The organism is Streptomyces sp. NPDC022552 (genome assembly GCF_055561875.1).
This window is the reverse complement of the sequence record NZ_JBVHGJ010000014.1, coordinates 100,041-123,135: the sequence shown is the minus strand read 5'-3', so window position 1 is coordinate 123,135 and position 23,095 is coordinate 100,041. Positions and strand designations below refer to the sequence as shown.

The window sequence follows — 23,095 nt, the reverse complement described above, 5'->3', positions numbered from 1 at the left end:
TGTCGGCGAGGGCGTTGTCAGTGGGGAGTGTCAGACTCGCACCCGTGAGCGAGAGGTGGGCGGTGGACGCCGAGGCCGAGGGCGACGGGGCGCGGCTCGTCCCCCTCGGCCCCGACGCGCTGCCCTCCGGACCCGTCCTCCACGAGCCGGACCTCGTCGAGGCCGTCCGGTCCCGGCCGGACGTCGCCCGCTGGGTGTGGCGGTCCACCGCGGCGGTCCATCCGCGGCTCCTCGCCGCCGGGGTGCGCGTCGAGCGGTGCTACGACATCGAGGTCGCCGAGGGGCTCCTCCTCGGCCACGAGGGGCGGCTCGGGGAGCCCCGGTCCGCGGCCGCCGCCCTCGCGCGGCTGCGGAACGCTCCCGTACCGCCCGATCCGCCCCAGCGGGCCGCCGAGCCCGGCTCGCAGGACTCCCTCTTCGAGGCGAGACCCAGCGCAACCGCCGTCTCCTTCGAGGACCTCCTCGCCGTCTACGCGGAGCAGCAGCGCCGCCACGAGCGGACCGAGCACCCGGGCCGGATGCGGCTGCTCACCGCCGCCGAGTCCGCGGGCATGCTCGTCGCCGTCGAGATGAACCGGGCCGGGCTGCCCTGGCGCGCCGACGTGCACCGGGAGCTGCTGCACGAGCTGCTGGGCGAGCGGTACGCGGGCGGCGGGGAGCCCCGGCGTCTCGCCGAGCTCGCCGACGAGGTCTCCGCCGCCTTCGGCCGCCGCGTCCGCCCCGATCTGCCCGCCGACGTGGTCAAGGCGTTCGCCCAGGCCGGGATCCGGGTGCGGTCCACGCGCCGCTGGGAGCTGGAGGAGATCGACCACCCGGCGGTGGCCCCGCTCGTGGCGTACAAGAAGCTGTACCGGATCTGGACCGCCCACGGCTGGTCCTGGCTCCAGGACTGGGTGCGCGACGGCCGCTTCCGCCCCGAGTACCTGCCCGGCGGCACGGTCAGCGGCCGCTGGACGACCAACGGCGGCGGCGCCCTCCAGATCCCCAAGGTCATCCGGCGGGCCGTGGTGGCCGACGACGGCTGGCGGCTCGTCGTGGCCGACGCCGACCAGATGGAGCCCCGGGTCCTGGCCGCGATCTCCCGCGACGCCGGTCTGATGGAGGTCGCCGGGCACCCCGACGACCTGTACACCCGGCTGTCGGACCGGGCGTTCTCCGGCGACCGCGACCACGCGAAGATCGCCCTGCTGGGCGCGATCTACGGGCAGACCAGCGGCGACGGCCTGAAGAACCTGGCCGCGCTGCGCCGCCGCTTCCCCCGCGCCGTGGCCTACGTGGACGACGCGGCGAAGGCCGGCGAGGAGGGCCGGCTCGTCCGGACCTGGCTCGGCAGGACCAGCCCACGGGCGGTCGGCGCGGGCGAGGCCGAGGAGGCGGGCATCCCCCAGGAGGGCGGGGACGAACCGGCCACCGGGGAAGGTGAGTTCACACCCGGGTACGCCTCCGGCAACGCGCGGGCACGCGGCCGGTTCACCCGTAACTTCGTCGTCCAGGGCAGCGCCGCCGACTGGGCGCTGCTGATGCTCGCCGCACTGCGCCGCGCACTCGCGGGGATGCGGGCCGAGCTGGTCTTCTTCCAGCACGACGAGGTGATCGTGCACTGCCCGGCGGAGGAGGCGGAGGCGGTCACCGAGGCGATCCGCGCGGCCGGGGACGAGGCGGGACGGATCGCCTTCGGCGCGACGCCGGTGCGTTTTCCGTTCACGACGGCCACGGTGGAGCGGTACGCGGACGCCAAGTGACGGGCGCGGGGGCGCGGGCGGGCATACGGGCCGGGCCCCCGCCGAGGTCCGGCCCGTATGCCCCCTGGTGTCGCCGCGGGGCGCTACCTCAGGAGAACGTCAGCCACTTGTCGTCGAGGGCGATCGCCTTGAGCTGGTCCGTCGTCAGCGCGGGCTTCGCGCGCGTCGCGTCCTGGTGCTGCGCGCCCGTGTTGAACGCGGAGACCACGACCCGGAAGCCGGAAGGCAGGATCGTGTCGGCCGTCCACCAGACGACACCGGCGCCGCCCTTCTCACCCGGCTGCTCGGTCACCTTCACCAGTCGCCCGTCGGGCAGCTTCGTGGCGCCGGCGAAGAGCTCTCCCGCGACATCGCTCATGTCCCTCTGCACATTGATCTGGACGAGGCTCTTGCCCTTGCCGTCGTTCACGACCACGTACGCGAACTCGCCCTCGCCGCCCTGGGAAGTCACCGTCAGCCCCTTGGGGAGCAGCGAGCGCAGGGTCGCCTGCACGGCCTCGCCGTCCACCTCCGGCGGCGCGGTGTCCACGCCCGGCAGGTCGGGCTTCTTCCGGGGCACGGCCAGCTGCTTGAACAGCGGCCTCCATCCCTCGGCGGTGACCAGGGCCTTCAGCTGAGCGGGACTGAAGGGCGGGTTCGGGCGGCTGATGGCCGAGTCCTTCTCGGTCGGGGCGTTGTACTCGCTCGCGTCGACCAGGAATCCGTCCCGGGTGAGCAGCACCGCCCGCCAGTTCTTGGTCTCCACCCGCTTGTCCGGGTACTCGTACCCCTGGAGGACCATCAGCCGGTCGCCGTTCGGCAGCTTCTCGCTGGTGCATCCGTCGTGCGGGACGAAGGTCTCGTCCGGGCACTCCACCTGCCCCGCGCCCGCTTCCTCGGTCTCGTCGGCCCGGGAGAGGCTGACGGAGACGGCCGCCTCGCCCTCGCCGTCCCGGTAGATGCCCGAGACGTACTCGCCCGGGGCGTCCTCGCCGGGAATGGTCCAGGTTCCGGCGGGGGTGTTCGCCTTGAGGACGGCCGCCAGGTCCTTGACCTTGAGCGTGGGCGCGGGCCCCTTGCTGGGCGGCGGGGGGGTCGTCTCCTTCGGCGCGGCGACCGAGGATTCCTCGCCCCCCTTGGCCCCCTGGTCCCCCCCGAGCAGGTTTCCGCCGTAGATCCCGCCGACGCCCACCACGGCGAAGGCCAGCACACCGCCGGTCACCGTGGCCGCGCGGCGGCGCAGCAGCCGGCGCCGGCCGCGGGCCAGGCCGCCGGCCACCAGCTCGCGTCCGTCCTCCGTGGCGAATCCGTCGCCCGTGCGGCGCAGGGCCTCACCGAGCTCCGCCGCGAAACCGTCGTGTCCCTCGTTCAGAGGCATGCCGAATCACCGTCTCCGGTCCATGAGTGAAAGAAGAAGTGGGGAAGAGTGCGCAGCGCCGGGTCAGCGGGACGCGAACTCGACGATGCTGCCGCCGAGCCGCTCCCTGAGCTTGGCGAGCGCCCTCGTCGAGCGGGTGCGGACCGCCGCGGAGCTCACATGGAGCGCCTCGGCGGTCTCCTCGACGCTGCGGTCCTCCCAGTACCGCAGCACCACCACCGCCCGGTCCTTGGGCGCGAGGGCCGCGAGCGCGTCGAGCAGGGCCATCCGGAGCGCCGGATCGTCACCGTTCTCCGGAGCCCGGTCCGGCAGCTCGCCGACGGGGCGCTCGGTCGCGGAGCGTCGCCGCCGGTGGCTGAGGAACGTGCGGACCAGGACGGTCTGCGCGTACCCGGCCGGGTTGCCGATCCGCTGGACGCGGCCCCACAGGCTGTACATCCGGCCCAGCGTCTCCTGGACGAGGTCCTCGGCGAGATGGGTGTCACCGCTGGTGAGCAGGCATGCCGACCGGAACAGATGGCCGGTCCTGGCAGTGGCGAACTCCAGGAACTCGTCCGCGCGGGACTGTCTCATGTCCCTCCCCTCCGTCGCGGTCGCCCTACACCCCAATGACGCGACGGGCCCGGGGAAATGTTTCACACGAGGTTCGTACGGGGTTCCACGCGTTCGATCGCCATGAAATGCCCCAGATTGCTCAGATTGCCCAGAATTGGGTAACTCTGGAGTATGAACGCATTTCTGGTGGATTCCGCAGGGGTCACGACGGCGGCCGGCGTCTGGCAGTCCGGGATGGCCCAGGTTGTCGGCGGCCTGGTCGTGGTCGCCGTACTGATCGGCGCGTTCGCGCTGGGGATGAGGCTCAGGGACAAGGAGTCCCCGACGCCCAAGCCGGAGGAGCAGCCGCACCGGCCGGAGGGCGGGCTTCCCGGAGAGACATCCGAGTACCGCAAGCCGACGGAGATGCCCCAGACCGACGGCGAGCACCGGCTCATGCCGTACGAGCTGAAGAGTGGCACCGAGACCTCGTCCGAGCCGCCGAGCGAGGAGAAGCGCAAGTGGGGCGGGATCTCCAGCGGCGGCTTCGGCAGCGGCGGAACGGGGCACGGCGACTGAACGGTGGTCGATCACGCGGTGAGTGCGGTGGACGCGGTGAGTCACGAGCAGGCGGTGGCGTACCGGCTGCTGGGCTCGTCCGACGAGGCTGACGACGCGGTGCGGGAGGCGCGGCGGCTGGGTGACGTCACCGCCGACGCCACCGCCGACGCCACCGCGGCCGTCGCGCGGATCTGCCTGAACCGGCTGCGGTCGCGCGCCGCGCGGCGCGAGGACCCCTGGGATCCGTGGTCCACCGGTGAGCCCGGCCGGCCGCCGCACCGGTCGGAGGAGGCGGCGTCGGAGGAGGCGGCCCTGGAGACGCTGGCGCCCGCGGAACGTGTGGCGTTCGTGCTGCACGACATGTTCGCGGTACCCGTCGACGAGATCGCCCCGGTCCTGGAGCGCACGCCGGCGGCCACACGGCAGCTGGTGAGCCGGGCGAGGACGCGCGTACGCGGTACGGAGGAGATGCCGGAGCCCGACCTCGCGCGCCAGCGGGAGGTGGTGGCCGCGCTGCTCGCCGCCGTACACGACGACGACCCGGTCGGCCTGCGCGCGCTGCTCGACCCCGACGTCCTGCTGCGGGCGGACGCCGAGGCGCTGCGGTCCGGCGCGGCGACCGTCCACGGCCCCCCGGCGGTGGCGGTCCACCTCGCCGAACGGGCCCGCTCGGCCCGCTTGGCCCTGGTGGACGGCGCGGCGGGCCTGGTGACCGCCCCGGACGCCGGCCCGACCGCGGCGATCGCCTTCACGGTCATCGAGGGCCGCGTCACGGCGGCCGACATCCTGATGGACCGGAACCACCTCGACAGCCTGGACGTGCAGATCCTGCCCGAGTGACCGGTGGCGTACGGGAGGGGTGACCGCGGCCCCGACGGGTGCGGTCACCCCTCCCGTACGCGCGGAAGCGGCGCCGGACGGACCGTGGCCGGATCGGCCTCCGCCGGGAGCGCGCGGCGGGTGCGGACGGGCGAGAGGAAGACGGGGAGGAAGGCGCAGGTGAGCAGGGCGCCGCCCACCCACAAGGTGGCGTGGAGGCCGACGAGTTCGCCCAGGAGACCCGAGACGGCGGCGCCGATCGCGATGGCGCCCGTGAGCAGGAAGCGGAAGGTCGCGTTCATGCGGCCGAGCAGCGCGTCCGGGGTCATCCGCTGCCGCAGGCTCACGCCGAGGACGTTGTCCATCCCGGTCTTGAACATGACGCACAGCCACCCCGCGCCCGCGATCCAGAGCCAGGGCCCGTGCCCGACGAGCGGGACGAGGAGGCCGGCGGGGGCGAGGACGAACCCGGCGAGGCCGAGCGTACGGCCGAAGCCAAGACGGGCCGCCACCGCGCGGGCGCAGCGGGCCCCGAGCAGCAGGCCGACGCCGCCGGCCGCCCAGTAGAGGCCGAGGACACCGGCGGAGAGCCCGAGTTCGCGGACGAAGAGGACCGGCATCATCGTGTTGAGGATCTGTGAGCCGAGGTTGGTGAGCGAGGCGGACAGGGCGAGCGCCCGCAGCTCCTTGTTCCCGAGGACGTGCCGTACGCCCGTGGCGATCTGCGTACGCAGCGGCTCCCGCACCCGGTCGGCCGGCGCGGCGGGCGCCGCCGCCTCCTCGAGCCACAGGAGCCGTACGGCGGAGGCCAGATGGCTCACCGCCGTGACCGCCACCGCGAGCGGCGCGGTGAGCAGCTGGACCAGGCCGCCGCCCGCGCCGCGTCCGGCCACGTTGGTGACGGCCATCAGGCTGACCATGGCCGCGTTCGCGGGCACCAGTCCGTCGCGGCCCACGAACCGGGGCAGGATGCTCTGGCCCGTGACGTCGTAGAAGACGGTCGCGCAGCCGCTGAGCAGCACGACGGCGTACAGCTGAGCGAGGGTCAGGACGTCCCACCACCAGGCGACGGGCACGGAGACGAGGAGCAGCCCCCGGGTCGCGTCCGCCACGATCAGCATCCGGCGCTGCGGCAGCCGGTCGACCCACGCTCCCGCGGGCAGGCCGATGAGGAGGAAGGCGAGGGTGGAGAGCGTCGCGAGCGCCCCGACCTCGCCGGGGCTCGCGTCCAGCGCCTCGACGGCGATCAGCGGGACGGCGACATATCCGACGTTGGTGCCGAGTTGGCTGAGGACGGCCGCGGAGAAGAGCGTGCGGAAGTCGGGGACGCGCCAGGGTGAGTCGGATCGCATGCCCTCGAACCTGCCGCACCCCGACGCGTCAGCACAATCAAATTGTTCTCGCGCGACGCTTAAGCGACCCTAAATCGAGGGGGGAGCCGCCGGGCGGCCCGCGCGGTCGGCGATATGTGCGGGCGCTTCGATGCCGGCGGGCAGGACCGGGTCGGCGACCGGGGCACCGAAGGTGGTGACGACCGGCAGGACCCCGGCCCAGAGCCCCAGTTCGGCGTCGGGGCTCTCCCCGTCGTCCGGCGGGCCGGCAGCGATCTTGACCGACGCCTCGGTGAGGTCGAGGGCGAGCAGCGAGGTCGCCGCCAGCTCCTTCCGGCTGGGCTGCCGGACGTACTCCCACTGCCCCGGGGCGCACTGCTCGGTCAGCGCCCGGAGCCCGACGAGCTTCTCCTCGGGGTCGGTCACCTCCCGGGGAACGCCGTAGACCATCGCGCACCGGTAGTTGACGCCGTGCTCGAAGACGGACCGGGCGAGCACAAGCCCGTCGACGTGCGTCACGGTGACGCAGACCGTCGCCTCGGGCGCCTGGACGAGGCTGCGGCTGGCGACGGAGCCGTGCAGGTAGAGCCGGTCGCCCTCGGTTCCGTACGCGGTGGGCACGACCATCGGGGTGCCGTCGACGACGACGCCGAGGTGACAGAGGAAACCGGCGGCGAGCACGGCGTCCAGATCGGCGCGCCGATGACTCCCCTTGTGCCGCATCCGCCGCAGCCGCGTGCGCTCGGTGGGGACGAACTCGTCCGGTGCGGGTACCTGTTCGACGGTGGTGCTCATGCGTGTCCTCTTCGTCCGGATCGCGTGCATCGTGCGCGGGGATGCTCGCGGGGTGTTCCACGGGCGGCCCTTCGAGACGCATCAGGGCATGAAAAAGCCCCAGGTCACGGCGAGTGAGTCCTGGGGCTGATCCGAGCCGCCTTCGGGATTCGAACCCGAGACCTACGCATTACGAGTGCGTTGCTCTGGCCAACTGAGCTAAGGCGGCATGCCGTGCGTTCCCATGGTGGGTGCAGCAGCGACGCCAAGTCTACACAGTTTCCCGGGGTGCTCCCGACCACCCTTCGCGTGGTCCACGACACCCCTCACGTGCAGCGCTTGCCGTCCTTCGGGACCGTGCCCTCCAGGAGGTAGGTGTTGATCGCCGAGTCGATGCAGTCGCTGCCGCGGCCGTACGCCGTGTGGCCGTCGCCCTCGTACGTCAGGAGCGTGCCGGAGGCGAGCTGGTCCGCGAGGGACTGGGCCCACTTGTACGGGGTCGCCGGGTCGCGGGTGGTGCCGACGACGACGATCGGCGCGGCGCCGTCGGCGGTGATGCGGTGGGGCCGGCCGGTCGGGGGCACGGGCCAGTAGGCGCAGTTCAGGGCGGCCCAGGCGAGGCCCTTGCCGAAGACGGGGGACGCCTTCTCGAAGGCCGGGACCGCCTTCTCGACGTCCGCGGGACCGGAGAAGGCCGCCGGGAGGTCGAGGCAGTTCACGGCGGCGTTGGCGTACATCAGGTTCGCGTACGTGCCGTCCGGCTCACGCTCGTAGTAGCTGTCGGCCAGGGCCAGCAGGCTCGCGCCCTCCCCGCCCATCGCACTCGTCAGCGCCTCGCGCAGCTGCGGCCAGGCCCCCTCGTCGTACATCGCCGCGATCACCCCGGTCGTGGCCAGGGATTCGCCGAGCTCCCGGCTCTCGCCGGTCGGCACCGGGTTGGTGTCGAGGGCGCGGAAGAAACCCTTCAGGTTGCCCGAGGCCCCGTCGACGGAGTCCGTGCCGAGCGGGCACTCCGGCCGCCGGACGCAGTCCGCCGCGAAGGCCCGGAAGGCGGTCTCGAAGCCGGCTGTCTGGTCGCGGTTGAGGTCGATCGCGGGCAGCGACGGGTCCATCGCCCCGTCCAGGACCAGGCGTCCCACGCGGCCGGGGAACAGTTCGGCGTAGGTGGCGCCGAGGAACGTGCCGTACGACGCTCCGACATAGGTGAGCTTCTGGTCGCCGAGCACCGCCCGCAGGATGTCCATGTCCCGGGCCGTCTCGACCGTGGAGACATGCGGCAGGACCGCGCCCGCGCGCTTCCCGCAGCCCGCCGCGAAGCCCTGGAACGAGGTGGTCAGGGCCGTGGTCTCGGCGGCCTCGTCCGGGGTCTGGTCGACCTGCGTGTACGTGTCCATCTGCGGCCCCGTCAGACACTCGACGGGCTCGCTGCGGGCCACCCCACGGGGGTCGACGGCGACCATGTCGTACCGCGCGCGGACGGGGGCGGGGTAGCCGATGCCCGCGTACCCCTGGAGGTAGCCGACGGCGGAGCCGCCGGGTCCGCCGGGGTTGACCAGGAGCGAGCCGAGCCGCTTGCCGGGGCCGCTCGCCGCGATCCGGGAGACGGCCAGCTTGACCTCGCCGGCCGTCGGCTTCGCGTAGTCGAGCGGCGCGCGGAGCGTCGCGCACTGGAACTTCGGCACACCGCAGTCGCGCCAGGCGAGCTTCTGCCCGTAGAAGCTCGCGAGAGCCGGATCCGGCGTGGTGGGCGCGGCCGGCGGCGCGGCCGCCGACGGACCCGAAGGCGCGGCGGCGTCGCTTCCGCCCGTGCAGCCGGAGAGGATCAGCCCGGCGGCCGCGAGGGCCGTGGCGGACGTACGGAGCAAACGCCTGGAGTCCATTCCCGGAGGGTATCCGTACGAGTACGGACCGTGTCCAATCAGTCGCGCAGAGCCATGGTCATCGCCTCCACCGCCAGCAGCGGCGCGACGTTCCTGTCCAGCGCCTCGCGGCAGGCGAGCACGGCCTCGATCCGGCGCAGGGTCCGCTCGGGTGCGGTGTCCTGGGCGATCCGCTCCACCGCGTCCCGTACGTCCTCGTTGGCGATCGGTGTCCGCGTGCGGAGCTGAAGGGTGAGCACGTCGCGGTAGAAGCCGGTGAGGTCGGTGAGCGCCAGGTCCAGGCTGTCGCGCTGCGTACGGGTCTTGCGCCGCTTCTGCCGCTCCTCCAGCTCCTTCATCGCGCCCGCCGTGCCGCGCGGCATCCGGCTGCCCTGGCCGCCTCCGAGGGCTGCCTTCAGCTCCTCGGTCTCCTTGACGTCGATCTCCTCGGCGACCTGCTTGGCGTCCTCGCCTGCCGCGTCGATCAGCTCCTGCGCCGCCTTGAGACAGCCGCCGATGTCCGCGACGCGCTGCGGCAGCTTGAGGACGACGGCCCGGCGGGCCCGGGCGCGCTCGTCGGTGGCCAGACGGCGGGCGCGGTCGATGTGGCCCTGGGTGGCGCGGGCGGCGGCCGCGGCGATCTGGGGGTCGATGCCGTCGCGCCGTACGAGCACGTCGGCGACCGCGTCCACGGGGGGCGTGCGCAGGGTCAGGTGGCGGCAACGGGAGCGGATGGTGGGCAGCACGTCCTCCAGGGAGGGCGCGCACAGCAGCCAGACCGTGCGCGGCGCGGGCTCCTCGACGGCCTTCAGGAGCACGTTGCCCGCGCCCTCGGTGAGCCGGTCGGCGTCCTCCAGGACGATCACCTGCCAGCGGCCGTTGGCCGGCGAGAGCTGGGCACGGCGGACGAGGTCGCGGGTCTCCTTCACACCGATGGAGAGCAGGTCCGTGCGGACGACCTCCACGTCGGCGTGGGTCCCGACGAGGGCGGTGTGGCAGCCGTCGCAGAACCCGCACCCCGGCGCGCCGCCCAGCGCGCGGTCCGGGCTCACGCACTGCAGCGCGGCGGCGAAGGCGCGGGCCGCGGTCGCCCTCCCGGAGCCCGGAGGGCCGGTGAAGAGCCAGGCATGGGTCATCTTGGAGCCCTCGGGCTCGGGCTCCCGGGCGGCATGGGCGGTCACGAGCGTGTCGGCGTCCCGCGCCGCGGCGGCCAGCTGCTCCTCGACCCGCGCCTGCCCGACCAGGTCGTCCCATACGGCCATGTGCCCTCCTCAGGTACGCCCTCCATTGTGGGGCACCCCTCTGACACCCCCGGACGACCGGGGACAGCCAAACGCCGGACGGGGGCGCGGCCGAGCCGCGCCCCCGTCCGTACCGCCTCGTCAGCGGCGTCGGCGGCGGCCGTCGTCCTCGTCGTCGTGGGGGCCGAGCAGCTCGTCCGCCAGGGTCGGGAGGTCGTCGAGCGGGGTCTCCTCCGCCCAGTCGGAGCGGCGGCGCGGACGGCCCTGCTCGTCGACCTGGGGCAGCTCGCGCGTCTGCTCGTTGGATCCGGCGGACTGCGCGTCGCGGAAGATGCCCGGCGGAACCCGGTCGACCGGGTCCGTGTCCCCGACGGGAGGCAGCACGGCCGTCTCGTCGGCGGGCCGTACGGGACGCAGAACCGTCGTCTCGTCGGCCGGCCGCACCGGCGGCAGCACCGACGTCTCGTCCGCGTCGCGGACCTGCGGCAGGACCGAGGTCTCGGCCTCGGGACGGGCGGCGTCCGGGTCCACGATCGGGGTCGGGACGGTGATCTCGTTCGGCGAGACCTTGGGCACCGCCTGCGTCACGTCGTCGGGCGTCACCACGGGGGTCTCGACGGTCACCTCGTTGGCCGACGCCTGGGCCGCGCGGGCGGCCTCCGCCGCCTTGGCGGCAGCGGCTTCGGCAGCCTTCCGGGTCTCGGCGGCCTTCCGGGCCTCGGCGGCCCGCTCGGCCTCCGCGGCCCGCTGCGCCTCGGCGGCCTTCCGCGCCTCCTCCGCACGGGCGGCCTCCGCGGCCTTCCGCGCCTCCTCCGCACGGGCAGCCTCCGCGGCGGCCTTCTCCGCGGCCTCCGCCGCTGCCTTGCGCGCGGCCTCCTCCGCGGCCTTCGCCGCCGCGGCCTCGGCCAGACGCCGGGCCTCCTCCGCACGCAGCAGGGCCTCCTCGGCCTTGCGCTGCTTCTCGAGGCGGCGCTCCTCCGCCTCCGCGCGCAGTCGGGCCTCTTCCTCGGCCTGCTTGCGGCGGCGTTCCTCCTCCTCGCGGCGGGCCTTCTCCTCGGCCTCGCGCCGCTTGCGCTCCTCCTCGGCGGCCAGCCGGGCCTCCTCGGCGCGCCGACGCGCCTCCTCGGCCTGGCGCTCCGCCTCGCGGCGACGCGCCTCTTCCTCCTCCTGGCGCTTGCGCTCCTCCTCCTCGGCACGGAGCCTGGCGAGCTGCTCCTGGCGCTCGCGCTCCAGACGCTCCTCCTCGGCCTTGCGCGCGGCCTCTTCCTCCGCCCGGCGCCTGGCCTCCTCCTCGGCCTTCCGCCGCGCCTCCTCCTGGGCCTTCACCTCGGCCTCGGACAGCGGCAGCATCCGGTCGAGCCGGTGCCGTACGACGGTGGTGACGGCCTCCGGCTCCTGGCCGGCGTCGACGACGAGGTAGCGGCCGGGATCACCGGCGGCCAGGGCGAGGAACCCGGCCCGCACGCGCGCGTGGAACTCCGGCGGCTCGGACTCCAGCCGGTCCGGCGCCTCGGTGAACCGTTCCCGCGCGGTCTCCGGCGAGACGTCGAGCAGCACGGTCAGGTGCGGGACCAGTCCGCCGGTCGCCCAGCGGTTGATCCGGGCGATCTCGGTCGGCGACAGGTCGCGCCCGGCGCCCTGATAGGCCACGGACGAGTCGATGTACCGGTCGGAGATCACCACCGCGCCCCGCTCCAGGGCGGGCTTGACCAGCGAGTCGACGTGCTCGGCGCGGTCGGCGGCGTACAGCAGCGCCTCGGCGCGGTTCGAGAGCCCGGCGCTGGACACGTCGAGCAGGATCGAGCGGAGCCTCTTGCCGATCGGGGTCGCGCCCGGTTCGCGGGTGACGACGACCTCGTGGCCCTTGGCGCGGATCCACTCGGCGAGCGCCTCGGCCTGCGTGGACTTGCCGGCGCCGTCGCCGCCCTCCAGGGCGATGAAGAAGCCGGTCGGGGCGGGCGCCTGGACGGGGTCGGCACCGCGCAGCGCGTCGCGCAGGTCGCGGCGCAGCGGTACGCCGGCCCGGTCGTCGGTCTTGGCCAGGACGAGGGCCGCGACGGGCAGCAGCAGCGCGCCGACGAGCATCAGCGTGAACGCGGCGCCGCCGTGGGCGAAGACGAAGCTGCCGGAGGCGAGCCGGTGCGGCCCGATGGCGGCGGCGAGCAGCGGCGCGCCGAGCGCGCCGACGGCCATGGCGACACGGGCGACGGCCTGCAGGTGCTCGGTGACCCGGGGACGCCGGGCGTCCTCGGTCTCCTGGTCGAGGAGGGTGTGGCCGGTGTTGGCGGCGACGCCGGCCGCGTACCCGGCGAGCACGGCGAGGAGCAGCACCGTGGCCGTGTCCGGCACGAGGCCCATCGCGAGCAGCGCGACGCCGGTGAGGGCGATCGCGAGGGCGAGGAGCCGGCGGCGGGAGAGCACGGTGAGCACGGAGCCGGCCGTCCGGATGCCGACGGCCGTGGCACCGCTCAGCGCCAGGACCAGCAGAGCGAAGGTGACCGGGCCGCCCCCGAGGTCGTACGCGTGCAGGACGGAGACCGCCGCCGCGGCGGCGACGGCTCCGGCGACCATGGCGCAGGCGAGGACGAGCAGCCCGACCGCGCCCGTACGGCCCTTCTCGGCCGTGGGACGGCGCAGGCCCTCCAACGGCGAGCGCGGCCGCGGCGTCTGACCGCCGGGCAGCTCGATGAAGTACAGGACGGAGACCGAGGCGGCGAAGAGGCCGGCGGCGACGTACGAGCCGAGGGCGGCCTGATGCAGCGTGAACCACTCGATGCCCGTACCGAGCAGGTTGCTCAGCAGCGTGGCGACGAGGAGCACGGCGGCCGCGGCCGGAACGGCCAGGAAGCCGGTGCGCAGCGACAGTCGGCGCAGCGCGTCGAGATGGTCCGGCAGGGGGCGTACGGCGGCGCCCTCCAGCGGCGGCGCGGGCAGCAGCGCGGGCGCCGCGCCCTCGCGGGCCACGGTCCACAGCCGCTCGGCGGCGCCGATGACGAAGACGGTGCCGAGCAGGAAGCCCAGCGCCTGGCCCGGAACCCAGTCGATCCACAGGGGGGCGATCACGAGCAGCGCGATCCGCAGACCGTCGGCGCCGATCATCGTCCAGCGGCGGTCGAGCACACCCGACGGGCCGGTCAGTGTGGTGAGCGGCCCGAGCAGGACGGCGCCGAACAGCACCGAGGCCAGCAGCCGGGCGCCGATCACGGCCGCGACGGCGAGCGCCGCGCCCCGGTACCCGCCGCCGAAGGCGCCCTCGGAGACGGCGGCCTGGAGCCCGAGGAGCACCAGGACGAGCACGGCGAGCGCGTCACCGGTCCCACCGACGAGCTGAGCGCTCCACAGTCTCCGCAAGGGCTGATGGCGCAAAAGCGCCCGTACGGCACGCTCCCGGGAGTCTGCGACAAGCGCGACGTCGGAGTCTGGCTGCTCTGCTCGCGTCATCCGTCCACCCTATCCGGACCCTCTGACTCCCCGTGGCCCGCACCCGAACAAACGTCGGGCAGAGCGCACATGTGCAAGGGGTGGGAGCCCGATGGCCCCCACCCCTTACCCGTACGGGTGCTCTGCTGCCCCGGCTTCGACTACTCCGGCTTGGCCGCGGCCGACTTCGACGCCGCCGTCTTCGCCGCGGTCGTCTTCTTCGCCGCGGTGGTCTTCGCCGTCGTCTTCTTCGCGGCCGTCTTCTTGGCCGCCGTCTTCTTCGCCGGCGTGGCCTTCTTGGCGGCCGTCTTCTTGGCGGGCGCCTTCTTGGCCGTCTTCTTCGCCGGCCCCTTGGCCCGCTTCTCGGCGAGCAGCTCGAAGCCGCGCTCCGGCGTGATCTCCTCGACGCTGTCACCGGTGCGCAGGGTCGCGTTGGTCTCGCCGTCGGTCACGTACGGGCCGAAGCGACCGTCCTTCACGACGACCGGCTTCTCGCTGACCGGGTCGACACCCAGCTCCTTCAGCGGCGGCTTGGCGGCCGCCCGGCCACGCTGCTTGGGCTGCGCGTAGATCGCGAGCGCCTCCTCCAGCGTGATCGTGAAGAGCTGCTCCTCGTCCGTCAGCGACCGCGAGTCCGTGCCCTTCTTCAGGTACGGGCCGTATCGGCCGTTCTGCGCCGTGATCTCGACGCCCTCGGCGTCCGTGCCCACCACGCGCGGCAGGGACATCAGCTTGAGCGCGTCCTCCAGCGTGACGGTGTCCAGCGCCATCGACTTGAAGAGCGACGCCGTCCGCGGCTTCACCGCGTTCTTGCCCGTCTTCGGGGTGTCCTCGGGCAGGATCTCGGTGACGTACGGGCCGTACCGGCCGTCCTTCGCGACGATCTGGTTCCCGCTGACCGGGTCCACGCCCAGCTCGAAGTCGCCGCTCGGCTTGGCGAGCAGCTCCTCGGCATACGCGACCGTCAGCTCGTCGGGCGCGAGGTCCTCGGGCACGTCCGCCCGCTGGTGCCCCTCGGCGTCCTTCTCACCGCGCTCGACGTACGGGCCGTACCGCCCGACGCGCAGCATGATGCCCTCGCCGACCGGGAAGGAGGAGATCTCCCGGGCGTCGATCGCGCCCAGGTCGGTCACCAGCTCCTTCAGCCCGCCGAGGTGGTCGCCGTCGCCGTTGCCGGCGTCGGCCGCGGCACTCCGGCCGGAGTCGCCGCCCTCACCGAAGTAGAAACGCTTCAGCCACGGCACGGCCTGGGCCTCGCCCCGCGCGATGCGGTCGAGGTCGTCCTCCATCTTGGCGGTGAAGGAGTAGTCGACGAGCCGACCGAAGTGCTTCTCCAGCAGGTTGACCACGGCGAAGCTCAGGAACGACGGCACGAGCGCCGTGCCCTTCTTGAAGACGTAGCCGCGGTCCAGAATCGTGCCGATGATCGACGCATAGGTCGACGGGCGGCCGATCTCGCGCTCCTCCAGCTCCTTGACCAGCGAGGCCTCGGTGTAGCGGGCCGGCGGCTTGGTCGCGTGGCCGTCCGCGGTGATCTCCTCGGCGGACAGCGCGTCGCCCTCGGCGACCTGCGGCAGCCGGCGCTCACGGTCGTCCAGCTCCGCGTTCGGGTCGTCGGCCCCCTCCACGTACGCCTTCATGAAGCCGTGGAAGGTGATCGTCTTGCCGGAGGCGCTGAACTCGGCGTCCCGGCCGTCCGCGGAGCGGCCGCCGATCTTCACGGTGACCGAGTTTCCGGTCGCGTCCTTCATCTGGGAGGCGACGGTCCGCTTCCAGATCAGCTCGTACAGCCGGAACTGGTCGCCGGTCAGACCGGTCTCCGCCGGGGTGCGGAAACGATCACCCGAAGGGCGAATCGCCTCGTGCGCCTCCTGCGCGTTCTTGACCTTGCCCGCGTAGACGCGCGGCTTCTCCGGCAGGTAGTCGGCGCCGTACAGCTGCGTGACCTGCGCCCGGGCCGCCGAGACGGCAGTGTCGGACAGGGTCGTCGAGTCCGTACGCATGTACGTGATGAAGCCGTTCTCGTACAGCTTCTGGGCGACCTGCATGGTCGCCTTCGCACCGAAGCCCAGCTTCCGGCTCGCCTCCTGCTGGAGGGTGGTCGTACGGAACGGGGCGTACGGGGAGCGGCGGTACGGCTTCGACTCGACCGACCGGACGCTGAACGCGGTGTCGGCGAGCGAGGCGGCGAGCGCCCGCGCCTTCTCCTCGTCGAGGTGGAGGATGTTCGCGGTCTTCAGCTGCCCGTCGGCGCCGAAGTCACGGCCCTGCGCGACCCGCTTGCCGTCGACCGTGTTCAGCCGGGCGACCAGCGACGACGGGTCGGACGGGTCGCCGGCGCGGCCCGTGGAGAAGGTGCCGGTCAGGTCCCAGTACTCGGCGGAGCGGAAGGCGATGCGCTCGCGCTCGCGCTCGACGACGAGGCGGGTGGCCACGGACTGGACGCGGCCCGCGGACAGGCCGCGCATGACCTTCTTCCACAGGACCGGCGAGACCTCGTAGCCGTAGAGCCGGTCGAGGATACGGCGCGTCTCCTGGGCGTCCACCATGCGCTTGTTCAGCTCGCGCGGGTTGCGGACGGCCTCCTGGATCGCGTCCTTGGTGATCTCGTGGAAGACCATCCGGTGGACCGGGACCTTGGGCTTCAGGACCTCGAGGAGGTGCCACGCGATGGCTTCGCCCTCGCGGTCCTCATCGGTGGCGAGGAAGAGTTCGTCGACCCCGGCCAGCTGCTCCTTGAGCTTCCTGACCTGCGCCTTCTTGTCGGCATTGACGACGTAGATGGGCTGGAAGTCGTGCTCGACGTCGACACCGAGGCGGCGCACCTCGCCGGTGTACTTCTCCGGCACCTCGGCGGCGCCGCTGGGGAGGTCTCGGATGTGCCCGACGCTCGCCTCGACGACGTAGCCGGGGCCGAGGTAGCCCTTGATCGTCTTCGCCTTGGCAGGCGACTCGACGATGACGAGTCGGCGGCCGCCCTGTGCGGTCTCGCTGGTCGGGGACAACTTCGCTCTTCTCTCCGGTCGACGCTCGGTGGCACGTACGGCGCTGGCACTCCGCATGGCACGCTCGGCGGCGGCACGCACGGTGACGCTGCCGTCGCTGCGGAGTGTGACGGTACAACCCGCCCCCGTGTCAAACGGCAAAAGCCCGCAACGGCCACTCGAACGGTAACCCGACTCCTGGCATTCCTGCCGCCCGGACTCCCGGTCCGGTGGGACGGGTGCAAGCGGAACCTCGTCGTCACACCCGTCCGAAGCACCACACCCCGAGCAGCAGGAAGACCAGTCCGAAGATCGCCGTCAGCGTGGCGGCGGTCCGGGTGCCGACCCCCTGCGCGACCGGTTCGCCGTGGGTCACGCGCACCCCCGTCCACAGCAGCAGTGCCGCTCCGAACAGCGCGAACGCCGTTCCGGCGAAGATCGCAGGCCCGCTCTCCATGCCCGTACCCCGTTCCCTTCCCGGGGCCCCCGTGGTCCCTGGAAGCCGAGGCTGGCACCTTCCGGCGTCGCGGGTACGAATTCCCGGTGAACGACGCGGACGGTCCCGCACGGGTTCACGAATATGGCCGGTAGGTGCCCTCCCGGTGACGCGCCACGTTCGCCACATCACATCCGGGATTCGGTCACACGGGGACGCCGCTCACCTCGAGGGCGGCGGTGACAGCGGCACCGAGGGCGCCGCTCACGTCGAGGACGCCGGGATCAGGAAGCCCTCCTCCACCAGCAGCCGGATGGCCTGCGGAGTGCGGTCCCGCAGCAGCACGGGGTCCTCGCCCATCAGCTGACCGATCGCGTCCAGGATGCGTCCCGCGCTGAGCGTCCCGTCGCAGACGCCCGCGAAACCGGCCCCGACGTGGTCCACCTTGGTCGCGCGCCGCATGCCGCGGTTCTGCCGCAGCACCACGTGCTCCGGGTCCTCGGCGCCCGGCAGCCCGACCTGCTCCTGCACGACCTCGGAGGCGAGCGTGAAGTGGTCGGCGAGCAGGGCCGCGTCGTCGCGCGTCCGCAGGTAGTCCTGCCGCTCGAAGTGGGCGCGCACGGTGTCGCCGAGCGGCTGCTCGACCGGGTGCGGCCACTCCTCGACCACGATCGACGGCTCGACCGCGCCGGAGGCCACGGCCGCGTTCCTGCGCAGGGTGATCCAGCCGAAGCCGACCGCCTTGGTCTTACGGGCCTCGAACTCGTCCAGCCACGCCTCGTACCGCAGCGCGTAGGCCTCCGGGTCCGCGCGGTGGTCGCCGCTGTCCCTGAGCCACAGCTCGGCGTACTGGGTGACGTCCTGGACCTCGCGCTGCACGATCCAGGCGTCGCAGCCGCGCGGCACCCAGGAGCGCAGCCGGTCCTGCCACTCCTCGCCCTCGACGTGCTGCCAGTTGGCGAGGAACTGGGCGTATCCGCCGTCGTTGAGCCGCTCCCCGGCCTCCCGTACGAGCGTGCGGCACAGGTCGTCGCCGCCCATCCCGCCGTCGCGGTAGGTGAGGCGGGCGCCGGGGGAGATGACGAACGGCGGGTTGGAGACGATCAGGTCGTACGTGTCGCCGTCGACCGGCTCGAAGAGCGAGCCCTGGAGCAGCTCGGCCTCGCGGGCCCCGGAGAGCGCGAGGGTGAGCCGGGTGAAGTCCAGGGCGCGCGGGTTCAGGTCGGTGGCGGTGACGAGCGTGGCGTGCTGGGCGGCGTGGAGGGCCTGGATGCCGGAGCCGGTGCCGAGGTCGAGCGCGGAGGACACCGGCGTACGGACGGTGATGCCGGCCAGCGTGGTGGAGGCGCCGCCGACGCCGAGGACGACGCCTTCGTCCTTGTTGCCGATGCCGCCGGCCCCGCCGACGGCGCAGCCCAGGTCGGAGACGATGAACCAGTCCTGCCCGTCGGGCCCGCCGTACGGCCTGATGTCGACGCGGGCTCCGACCTCCTGGTCGGCCTCCTGGTCGCCGCTCTCACCGACCTGCACCAGCCAGCCGTCCGCCAGGCACTCCTCCAGCGGCAGCGCGGCGGCGGCGCGGGCGCGGGAGACGGGGCGCTGGAGCAGGAAGAGCCGTACGAGGGTCTCCAGCGGGGCGTCGCCCCGGGTGGCCCGCAGCGCGGGCACGGTCTCGCTGCGGGCGAGCGCGGCGTAGGCGGGGGCGCCGAGCAGTTCGAGCAGGCCGTCGGCGGTGAAGTCGGCGGCGAGCAGGGCTTCGCGGAGCCGGGCGGCGTGCGCGGGCACGGGGAGGCGGGAGGTCAGGCTGGTCGTACTCACCCCACCATTGTGGCGGCCGCCACCGACATTGCCCCGTCAGCCCCGCCCGTACCGGAGCCCCAGGGCCGAAGTCCCTGACCCCGTAAGGGCGCGTGGGCGCGGGAAGGCCGTGTGCGGCGCACGGGACGGGCCGTGGGTACGCGAAGGGCCCCGGACGGGTCGTGCTCGCCCGGGGCCCTCCGTACGGCTCATGCCTGGCGCGCGTTACTCGCCGCTCTTGCTCGGCGAACTCGACGGCGTGGCGGACGCCTTGCCCGAGGGCGTGGAGCCCGCCGGCGGGGAGGCCGGGCTCGGGGCGACCGAGGGGGTCGCGCGCTGGCAGCCCGGCTGCTTGGCCATCGCCGTTCCCAGCTCGCCGGACTGCAGCTTGGCCAGCGCGTCCTGGTCCATCTTCTCGATCTTCTTCAGGCCGTCGGCGACGTCCTGGAGACCGTCGGCGAACTTCTGCTGGTTGCTCGGGTCGAGCCCGTCGACCTGCTTCTTCAGTCCCTCGTAGGCCACGGCCGTGGCGTTGAGCTCCTTGACCGCGTCCTGCTGGAGCGTCTCGCCGTTGTCGACGGGCGGTGCCCCGGCCTCCTGGATGGACTTGGCGAGCGCCCGGTCCGCGTCGGCGATGTCCTGGAAGGCCTTCGAGTCGGCGGCCTGGATGTCGGCCGGCTTGCCGTCCGCAGCCGTCGAGATGATGAGCTGCTGGGCGTTGGCCCGCTTCTGGATCTGAGACTTCGCCTGGTCGCAGACCGTCTTGGCCCAGTCGTTCACCTTGTCGCCGTCGTCGCTGCAGCCGGACAGCGTGAGCACCAGGACAGCGGCGCCGGACAGCGCGACAGCAAGCTTCTTGTTCACCGGATCGGTCCCTTCCAAGACTCTCGGCCCCGGAACATACACGCCGAACGGGCGACATCCACCTTTCGTGCGACGGGTTCATCCCCTATTGCAGCCGATTGCACCAAGGGAGACACGCCTCACGCCACCATGAACAGCGGGCGGGCAGCACGTCAACACGTGCTGCCCGCCCGCCCTCTGATCTGGTGTTACGAAATCACCGGCGCGTCCGGCGAGCCGGCCGTCCGCCGCGCGGCGTTGCCTTCGTCACCCACGTCGTCGTCCGCGTCGTCGCCGACGACCACGGAGCGCCGCTTGGAGACGTAGACCGCGCCGATGATGACGACGATCGCGAGGATCGCGACCAGTGCCCGCATCGCGCCGCTCGCGTCGTCGCCGTAGCTGAACTGCACCACGGCGGGAGCGATCAGCAGGGCGACCAGGTTCATCACCTTCAGCAGCGGGTTGATGGCCGGTCCGGCGGTGTCCTTGAACGGGTCGCCGACGGTGTCGCCGATGACGGTCGCGGCATGCGCCTCGCTGCCCTTGCCGCCGTGGTGGCCGTCCTCGACGAGCTTCTTGGCGTTGTCCCAGGCGCCGCCGGAGTTGGCGAGGAAGACCGCCATCAGCGCGCCCGTGCCGATCGCTCCGGCGAGGTACGCGCCGAGCGCGCCGACGCCCAGCGTGAAGCCGACCGCGATCGGCGCCATCACGGCGAGCAGCCCGGGCGTGGCGAGTTCGCGCAGCGCGTCCTTGGTGCAGATGTCGACCACGCGCCCGTACTCGGGCTTCTCGGTGTAGTTCATGATCCCGGGGTGCTCGCGGAACTGCCGCCGCACCTCGTAGACCACCGCGCCGGCCGAGCGCGACACCGCGTTGATCGCCAGGCCCGAGAACAGGAAGACCACCGCGGCGCCCAGGATCAGCCCGAAGAGGTTGTTGGGCTGTGAGATGTCCAACGAGAGGTTCATCTCGCCGGCCTTGGCCCCCACCTCGGAGACCGCCGTGGCGATCGCGTCGCGATACGAACCGAACAGCGCCGCCGCCGCCAGGACGGCGGTCGCGATGGCGATGCCCTTGGTGATGGCCTTGGTGGTGTTGCCGACGGCGTCGAGGTCGGTGAGGACCTGCGCGCCCGCGCCCGTGACGTCGCCGGACATCTCGGCGATGCCCTGGGCGTTGTCGGAGACCGGGCCGAAGGTGTCCATGGCGACGATCACGCCGACGGTGGTGAGCAAGCCGGTGCCGGCGAGGGCGACCGCGAACAGCGCCAGCATGATCGACGTACCGCCGAGCAGGAACGCGCCGTACACGCCGAGACCGATGAGCATCGCGGTGTAGACGGCGGACTCCAGACCGATGGAGACGCCGGCGAGAACGACCGTGGCGGCGCCGGTGAGCGAGGACTTGCCGATGTCCTTGACCGGGCGCCGGGTCGTCTCGGTGAAGTAGCCGGTGAGCTGCTGGATCAGCGCGGCCAGGACGATGCCGATGGCGACGGCGACCAGGGCGAGGATCCGCGGGTCACCGGGGTGGTCGTGGATCCCGGCCTCGGTGACGCCCTTGAGGTCGGCGTAGGAGGACGGCAGGTAGACGAAGACGGCGATGGCGACCAGGGCGAGCGAGATCACCGCGGAGATGAAGAAGCCACGGTTGATGGCGGTCATTCCGCTGCGGTCGGTGCGTCGCGGGGCGACCGCGAAGATGCCGATCATCGCGGTGACCACGCCGATGGCCGGGACGATCAGGGGGAAGGCGAGCCCGAGGTCGCCGAAGGCCGCCTTGCCCAGGATGAGCGCGGCGACGAGCGTGACGGCGTACGACTCGAAGAGGTCGGCGGCCATGCCGGCGCAGTCGCCGACGTTGTCGCCCACGTTGTCGGCGATGGTCGCGGCGTTGCGCGGGTCGTCCTCGGGGATTCCCTGCTCGACCTTGCCGACGAGGTCGGCGCCGACGTCGGCCGCCTTGGTGAAGATGCCGCCGCCGACACGCATGAACATGGCGATGAGCGCGGCTCCCAGACCGAAGCCCTCCAGAACCTTGGGCGCGTCGGCCGCGTAGACGAGGACGACGCAGGAGGCACCGAGCAGGCCGAGGCCGACGGTGAACATACCGACCACACCGCCCGTACGGAAAGCGATCTTCATGGCCTTGTGCGAGACGGCCGTCAGATCCTTTTCCGGTTCACCCGGCGCCGGGGTCGCCTCTCGGGCGGCCGCGGCCACTCGTACATTCGCCCGTACGGCGAGCCGCATGCCGATGTATCCGGTGGCCGCCGAGAAAAGCGCACCCACCAGGAAGAACAGAGAACGTCCGGCGCGCTGCGACCAGGTGTCCGCGGGCAGCAGCATCAGCAGGAAGAACACGACGACGGCGAAGATCCCGAGGGTGCGCAGCTGCCGTGCGAGATAGGCGTTGGCGCCTTCCTGCACGGCGGCCGCGATCTTCTTCATCGAGTCGGTGCCCTCACCGGCGGAGAGCACCTGGCGGGTCAGCACCTGGGCGACGATCAGGGCCGCGAGCGCGACGGCCGCGATGACGATCACGATCGTACGGTTCTCGTCCGTGAGTACCGCTGCGGCGAGAGAAGTGGGGTGTCCGGTCAGTTCTGGGTTGAAGAGCCCCGCCATTCGTCCTCCTTGACGTTGCGAGCTCAAGATGTGGACGGATTGTAGGGAGCGGAACCTGATCAAAACAGGGCGCCGCAATCGGAATTCCCCATTGCCTTGATCTTCCCACCGAAAGTGGTAATGGGTCCAAAGCATTTGCGCATGATCGATGATCTAGAGAAATGAAAAGAGGCCCTGCTCGGCAGGGCCTCTTCACGATCTCGGATTTTTCCCGCCGCGCATGGCTCGCTCGGGGGTTCGAGGAGTGAGGACTCGGTCAGGGACCGGTCGGAGTGGGTCGGAATCGGTCAGGGGAGCACGATCGCCGGTGTCGTCGGCCAACTCATCCTGATGACCCCGCCTTCCTCGCCGGCTCTCACCTCGACATCGTCGACGAGCCCGCGGATCACCGCGAGACCCATCTCGTCCTCGCCGTCGGCGTCGTCGAACTCCTCGACGGGAGCCTCGCCCCGGGCACCGGGCACACCGACGGCATCGGCCGCCGCCACGCCCGCACCCGGGACCTCGTCGCCGACCTCGATGGAGAACGTCTTCTCCTCCTCGGTCAGCACGACCTTGACGGGGGTGGTGACCCCGTTGCTCCGGTGGAGCCCGACGGCACGGGAACACGCCTCGCCGACGGCGAGTCTGACCTCGTCGAGTACCGCCTCGTCGACCCCGGCCCGGCGCGCCACCGCAGCCGCCACGAGGCGGGCCGTGCGGACGTGCTCGGGCTGGGCGCTGAAGCGGAGTTCAACGGTGGCCATACGGTCCCCCTAGGAACGTCT

The 23,095-nt window shown here is 72.6% G+C and carries 16 protein-coding genes and 1 tRNA gene; 3 read left to right on the top strand and 14 right to left on the bottom strand.

Features of this window, described 5'->3' with window-relative positions:
- Positions 1–44 precede the first annotated feature (44 nt).
- A complete protein-coding gene (locus ACZ3OF_RS29365; protein WP_361677017.1) occupies positions 45–1,742 on the top strand; it encodes a bifunctional 3'-5' exonuclease/DNA polymerase in 1,698 nt (565 codons plus the stop codon).
- An 88-nt stretch (positions 1,743–1,830) separates the two neighbouring features.
- On the opposite strand, the gene ACZ3OF_RS29360 is transcribed toward ACZ3OF_RS29365, so the two are convergent.
- Both ACZ3OF_RS29360 and ACZ3OF_RS29355 read right to left on the bottom strand, forming a co-directional pair.
- A complete protein-coding gene (locus ACZ3OF_RS29360) occupies positions 1,831–3,099 on the bottom strand; it encodes a hypothetical protein (protein WP_361677020.1) in 1,269 nt (422 codons plus the stop codon).
- Between the two features lie 63 nt (positions 3,100–3,162).
- The gene (locus ACZ3OF_RS29355) at positions 3,163–3,672 is read right to left on the bottom strand and encodes a SigE family RNA polymerase sigma factor (protein ID WP_361677023.1); all 510 of its coding nucleotides are present in this window, start codon (positions 3,670–3,672) and stop codon (positions 3,163–3,165) included.
- Between the two features lie 153 nt (positions 3,673–3,825).
- Here ACZ3OF_RS29355 and ACZ3OF_RS29350 point away from each other — a divergent pair, with 153 nt between their 5' ends.
- Positions 3,826–4,212: a DUF6479 family protein gene (locus ACZ3OF_RS29350; protein WP_361677025.1), complete on the top strand. Its 387-nt coding sequence runs from the start codon at positions 3,826–3,828 to the stop codon at positions 4,210–4,212.
- Positions 4,213–4,248: 36 nt separating this feature from the next.
- Entirely contained in the window at positions 4,249–5,034 is a 786-nt protein-coding gene (locus ACZ3OF_RS29345) for a sigma factor-like helix-turn-helix DNA-binding protein (protein WP_361677028.1), read from the top strand.
- 44 nt (positions 5,035–5,078) lie between these two features.
- On the opposite strand, the gene ACZ3OF_RS29340 is transcribed toward ACZ3OF_RS29345, so the two are convergent.
- The 12 genes from ACZ3OF_RS29340 to ACZ3OF_RS29285 form a co-directional block, all read right to left on the bottom strand.
- On the bottom strand, positions 5,079–6,365 hold the full coding sequence (locus ACZ3OF_RS29340; protein WP_467307764.1) for an MFS transporter: 1,287 nt from the start codon (positions 6,363–6,365) through the stop codon (positions 5,079–5,081).
- A 69-nt stretch (positions 6,366–6,434) separates the two neighbouring features.
- On the bottom strand, positions 6,435–7,139 hold the full coding sequence (locus tag ACZ3OF_RS29335) for a pyridoxamine 5'-phosphate oxidase family protein (RefSeq protein ID WP_361677033.1): 705 nt from the start codon (positions 7,137–7,139) through the stop codon (positions 6,435–6,437).
- A 134-nt stretch (positions 7,140–7,273) separates the two neighbouring features.
- Positions 7,274–7,347: transfer RNA gene (locus tag ACZ3OF_RS29330), tRNA-Thr, on the bottom strand.
- A 97-nt stretch (positions 7,348–7,444) separates the two neighbouring features.
- Entirely contained in the window at positions 7,445–8,998 is a 1,554-nt protein-coding gene (locus ACZ3OF_RS29325) for an alpha/beta hydrolase (RefSeq protein ID WP_361677037.1), read from the bottom strand.
- 38 nt (positions 8,999–9,036) lie between these two features.
- Positions 9,037–10,239 carry a DNA polymerase III subunit delta' gene (locus tag ACZ3OF_RS29320; RefSeq protein ID WP_361604758.1) on the bottom strand — a complete coding sequence of 401 codons (1,203 nt, stop codon included), beginning with the start codon at positions 10,237–10,239 and terminating at the stop codon, positions 9,037–9,039.
- Between the two features lie 120 nt (positions 10,240–10,359).
- Positions 10,360–13,659, bottom strand: a complete 3,300-nt coding sequence (gene tmk, locus ACZ3OF_RS29315) for a dTMP kinase (protein ID WP_467307759.1) — start codon at positions 13,657–13,659, stop codon at positions 10,360–10,362.
- 140 nt (positions 13,660–13,799) lie between these two features.
- Complete coding sequence (gene topA / locus ACZ3OF_RS29310) at positions 13,800–16,643, bottom strand: type I DNA topoisomerase (RefSeq protein ID WP_361677042.1); 2,844 nt, start codon at positions 16,641–16,643, stop codon at positions 13,800–13,802.
- A gap of 238 nt (positions 16,644–16,881) precedes the next feature.
- A complete protein-coding gene (locus tag ACZ3OF_RS29305) occupies positions 16,882–17,079 on the bottom strand; it encodes a hypothetical protein (RefSeq protein ID WP_467307757.1) in 198 nt (65 codons plus the stop codon).
- A gap of 243 nt (positions 17,080–17,322) precedes the next feature.
- Positions 17,323–18,876 (bottom strand): DUF7059 domain-containing protein, encoded by a 1,554-nt coding sequence (locus tag ACZ3OF_RS29300; protein ID WP_361677048.1) that lies wholly within the window; start codon positions 18,874–18,876, stop codon positions 17,323–17,325.
- A gap of 204 nt (positions 18,877–19,080) precedes the next feature.
- Positions 19,081–19,719: a small secreted protein gene (locus tag ACZ3OF_RS29295; protein WP_467307755.1), complete on the bottom strand. Its 639-nt coding sequence runs from the start codon at positions 19,717–19,719 to the stop codon at positions 19,081–19,083.
- 188 nt (positions 19,720–19,907) lie between these two features.
- Positions 19,908–22,328 (bottom strand): sodium-translocating pyrophosphatase, encoded by a 2,421-nt coding sequence (locus tag ACZ3OF_RS29290; protein WP_361677054.1) that lies wholly within the window; start codon positions 22,326–22,328, stop codon positions 19,908–19,910.
- 287 nt (positions 22,329–22,615) lie between these two features.
- Positions 22,616–23,074: an ATP-binding protein gene (locus tag ACZ3OF_RS29285; protein ID WP_361677057.1), complete on the bottom strand. Its 459-nt coding sequence runs from the start codon at positions 23,072–23,074 to the stop codon at positions 22,616–22,618.
- Between the last annotated feature and the right edge of the window lie 21 nt (positions 23,075–23,095).

Bases quoted from the DNA above. Each gene is read 5' to 3' on its own strand.
- ACZ3OF_RS29360 (WP_361677020.1), bottom strand. From the start codon at position 3,099: ATGCCTCTGAACGAGGGACACGACGGTTTCGCGGCGGAGCTCGGTGAG.
- ACZ3OF_RS29355 (WP_361677023.1), bottom strand. From the start codon at position 3,672: ATGAGACAGTCCCGCGCGGACGAGTTCCTGGAGTTCGCCACTGCCAGG.
- ACZ3OF_RS29350 (WP_361677025.1), top strand. From the start codon at position 3,826: ATGAACGCATTTCTGGTGGATTCCGCAGGGGTCACGACGGCGGCCGGC.
- ACZ3OF_RS29340 (WP_467307764.1), bottom strand. From the start codon at position 6,365: ATGCGATCCGACTCACCCTGGCGCGTCCCCGACTTCCGCACGCTCTTC.
- ACZ3OF_RS29335 (WP_361677033.1), bottom strand. From the start codon at position 7,139: ATGAGCACCACCGTCGAACAGGTACCCGCACCGGACGAGTTCGTCCCC.
- ACZ3OF_RS29325 (WP_361677037.1), bottom strand. From the start codon at position 8,998: ATGGACTCCAGGCGTTTGCTCCGTACGTCCGCCACGGCCCTCGCGGCC.
- ACZ3OF_RS29320 (WP_361604758.1), bottom strand. From the start codon at position 10,239: ATGGCCGTATGGGACGACCTGGTCGGGCAGGCGCGGGTCGAGGAGCAG.
- tmk (WP_467307759.1), bottom strand. From the start codon at position 13,659: ATGACGCGAGCAGAGCAGCCAGACTCCGACGTCGCGCTTGTCGCAGAC.
- ACZ3OF_RS29305 (WP_467307757.1), bottom strand. From the start codon at position 17,079: ATGGAGAGCGGGCCTGCGATCTTCGCCGGAACGGCGTTCGCGCTGTTC.
- ACZ3OF_RS29290 (WP_361677054.1), bottom strand. From the start codon at position 22,328: ATGGCGGGGCTCTTCAACCCAGAACTGACCGGACACCCCACTTCTCTC.
- ACZ3OF_RS29285 (WP_361677057.1), bottom strand. From the start codon at position 23,074: ATGGCCACCGTTGAACTCCGCTTCAGCGCCCAGCCCGAGCACGTCCGC.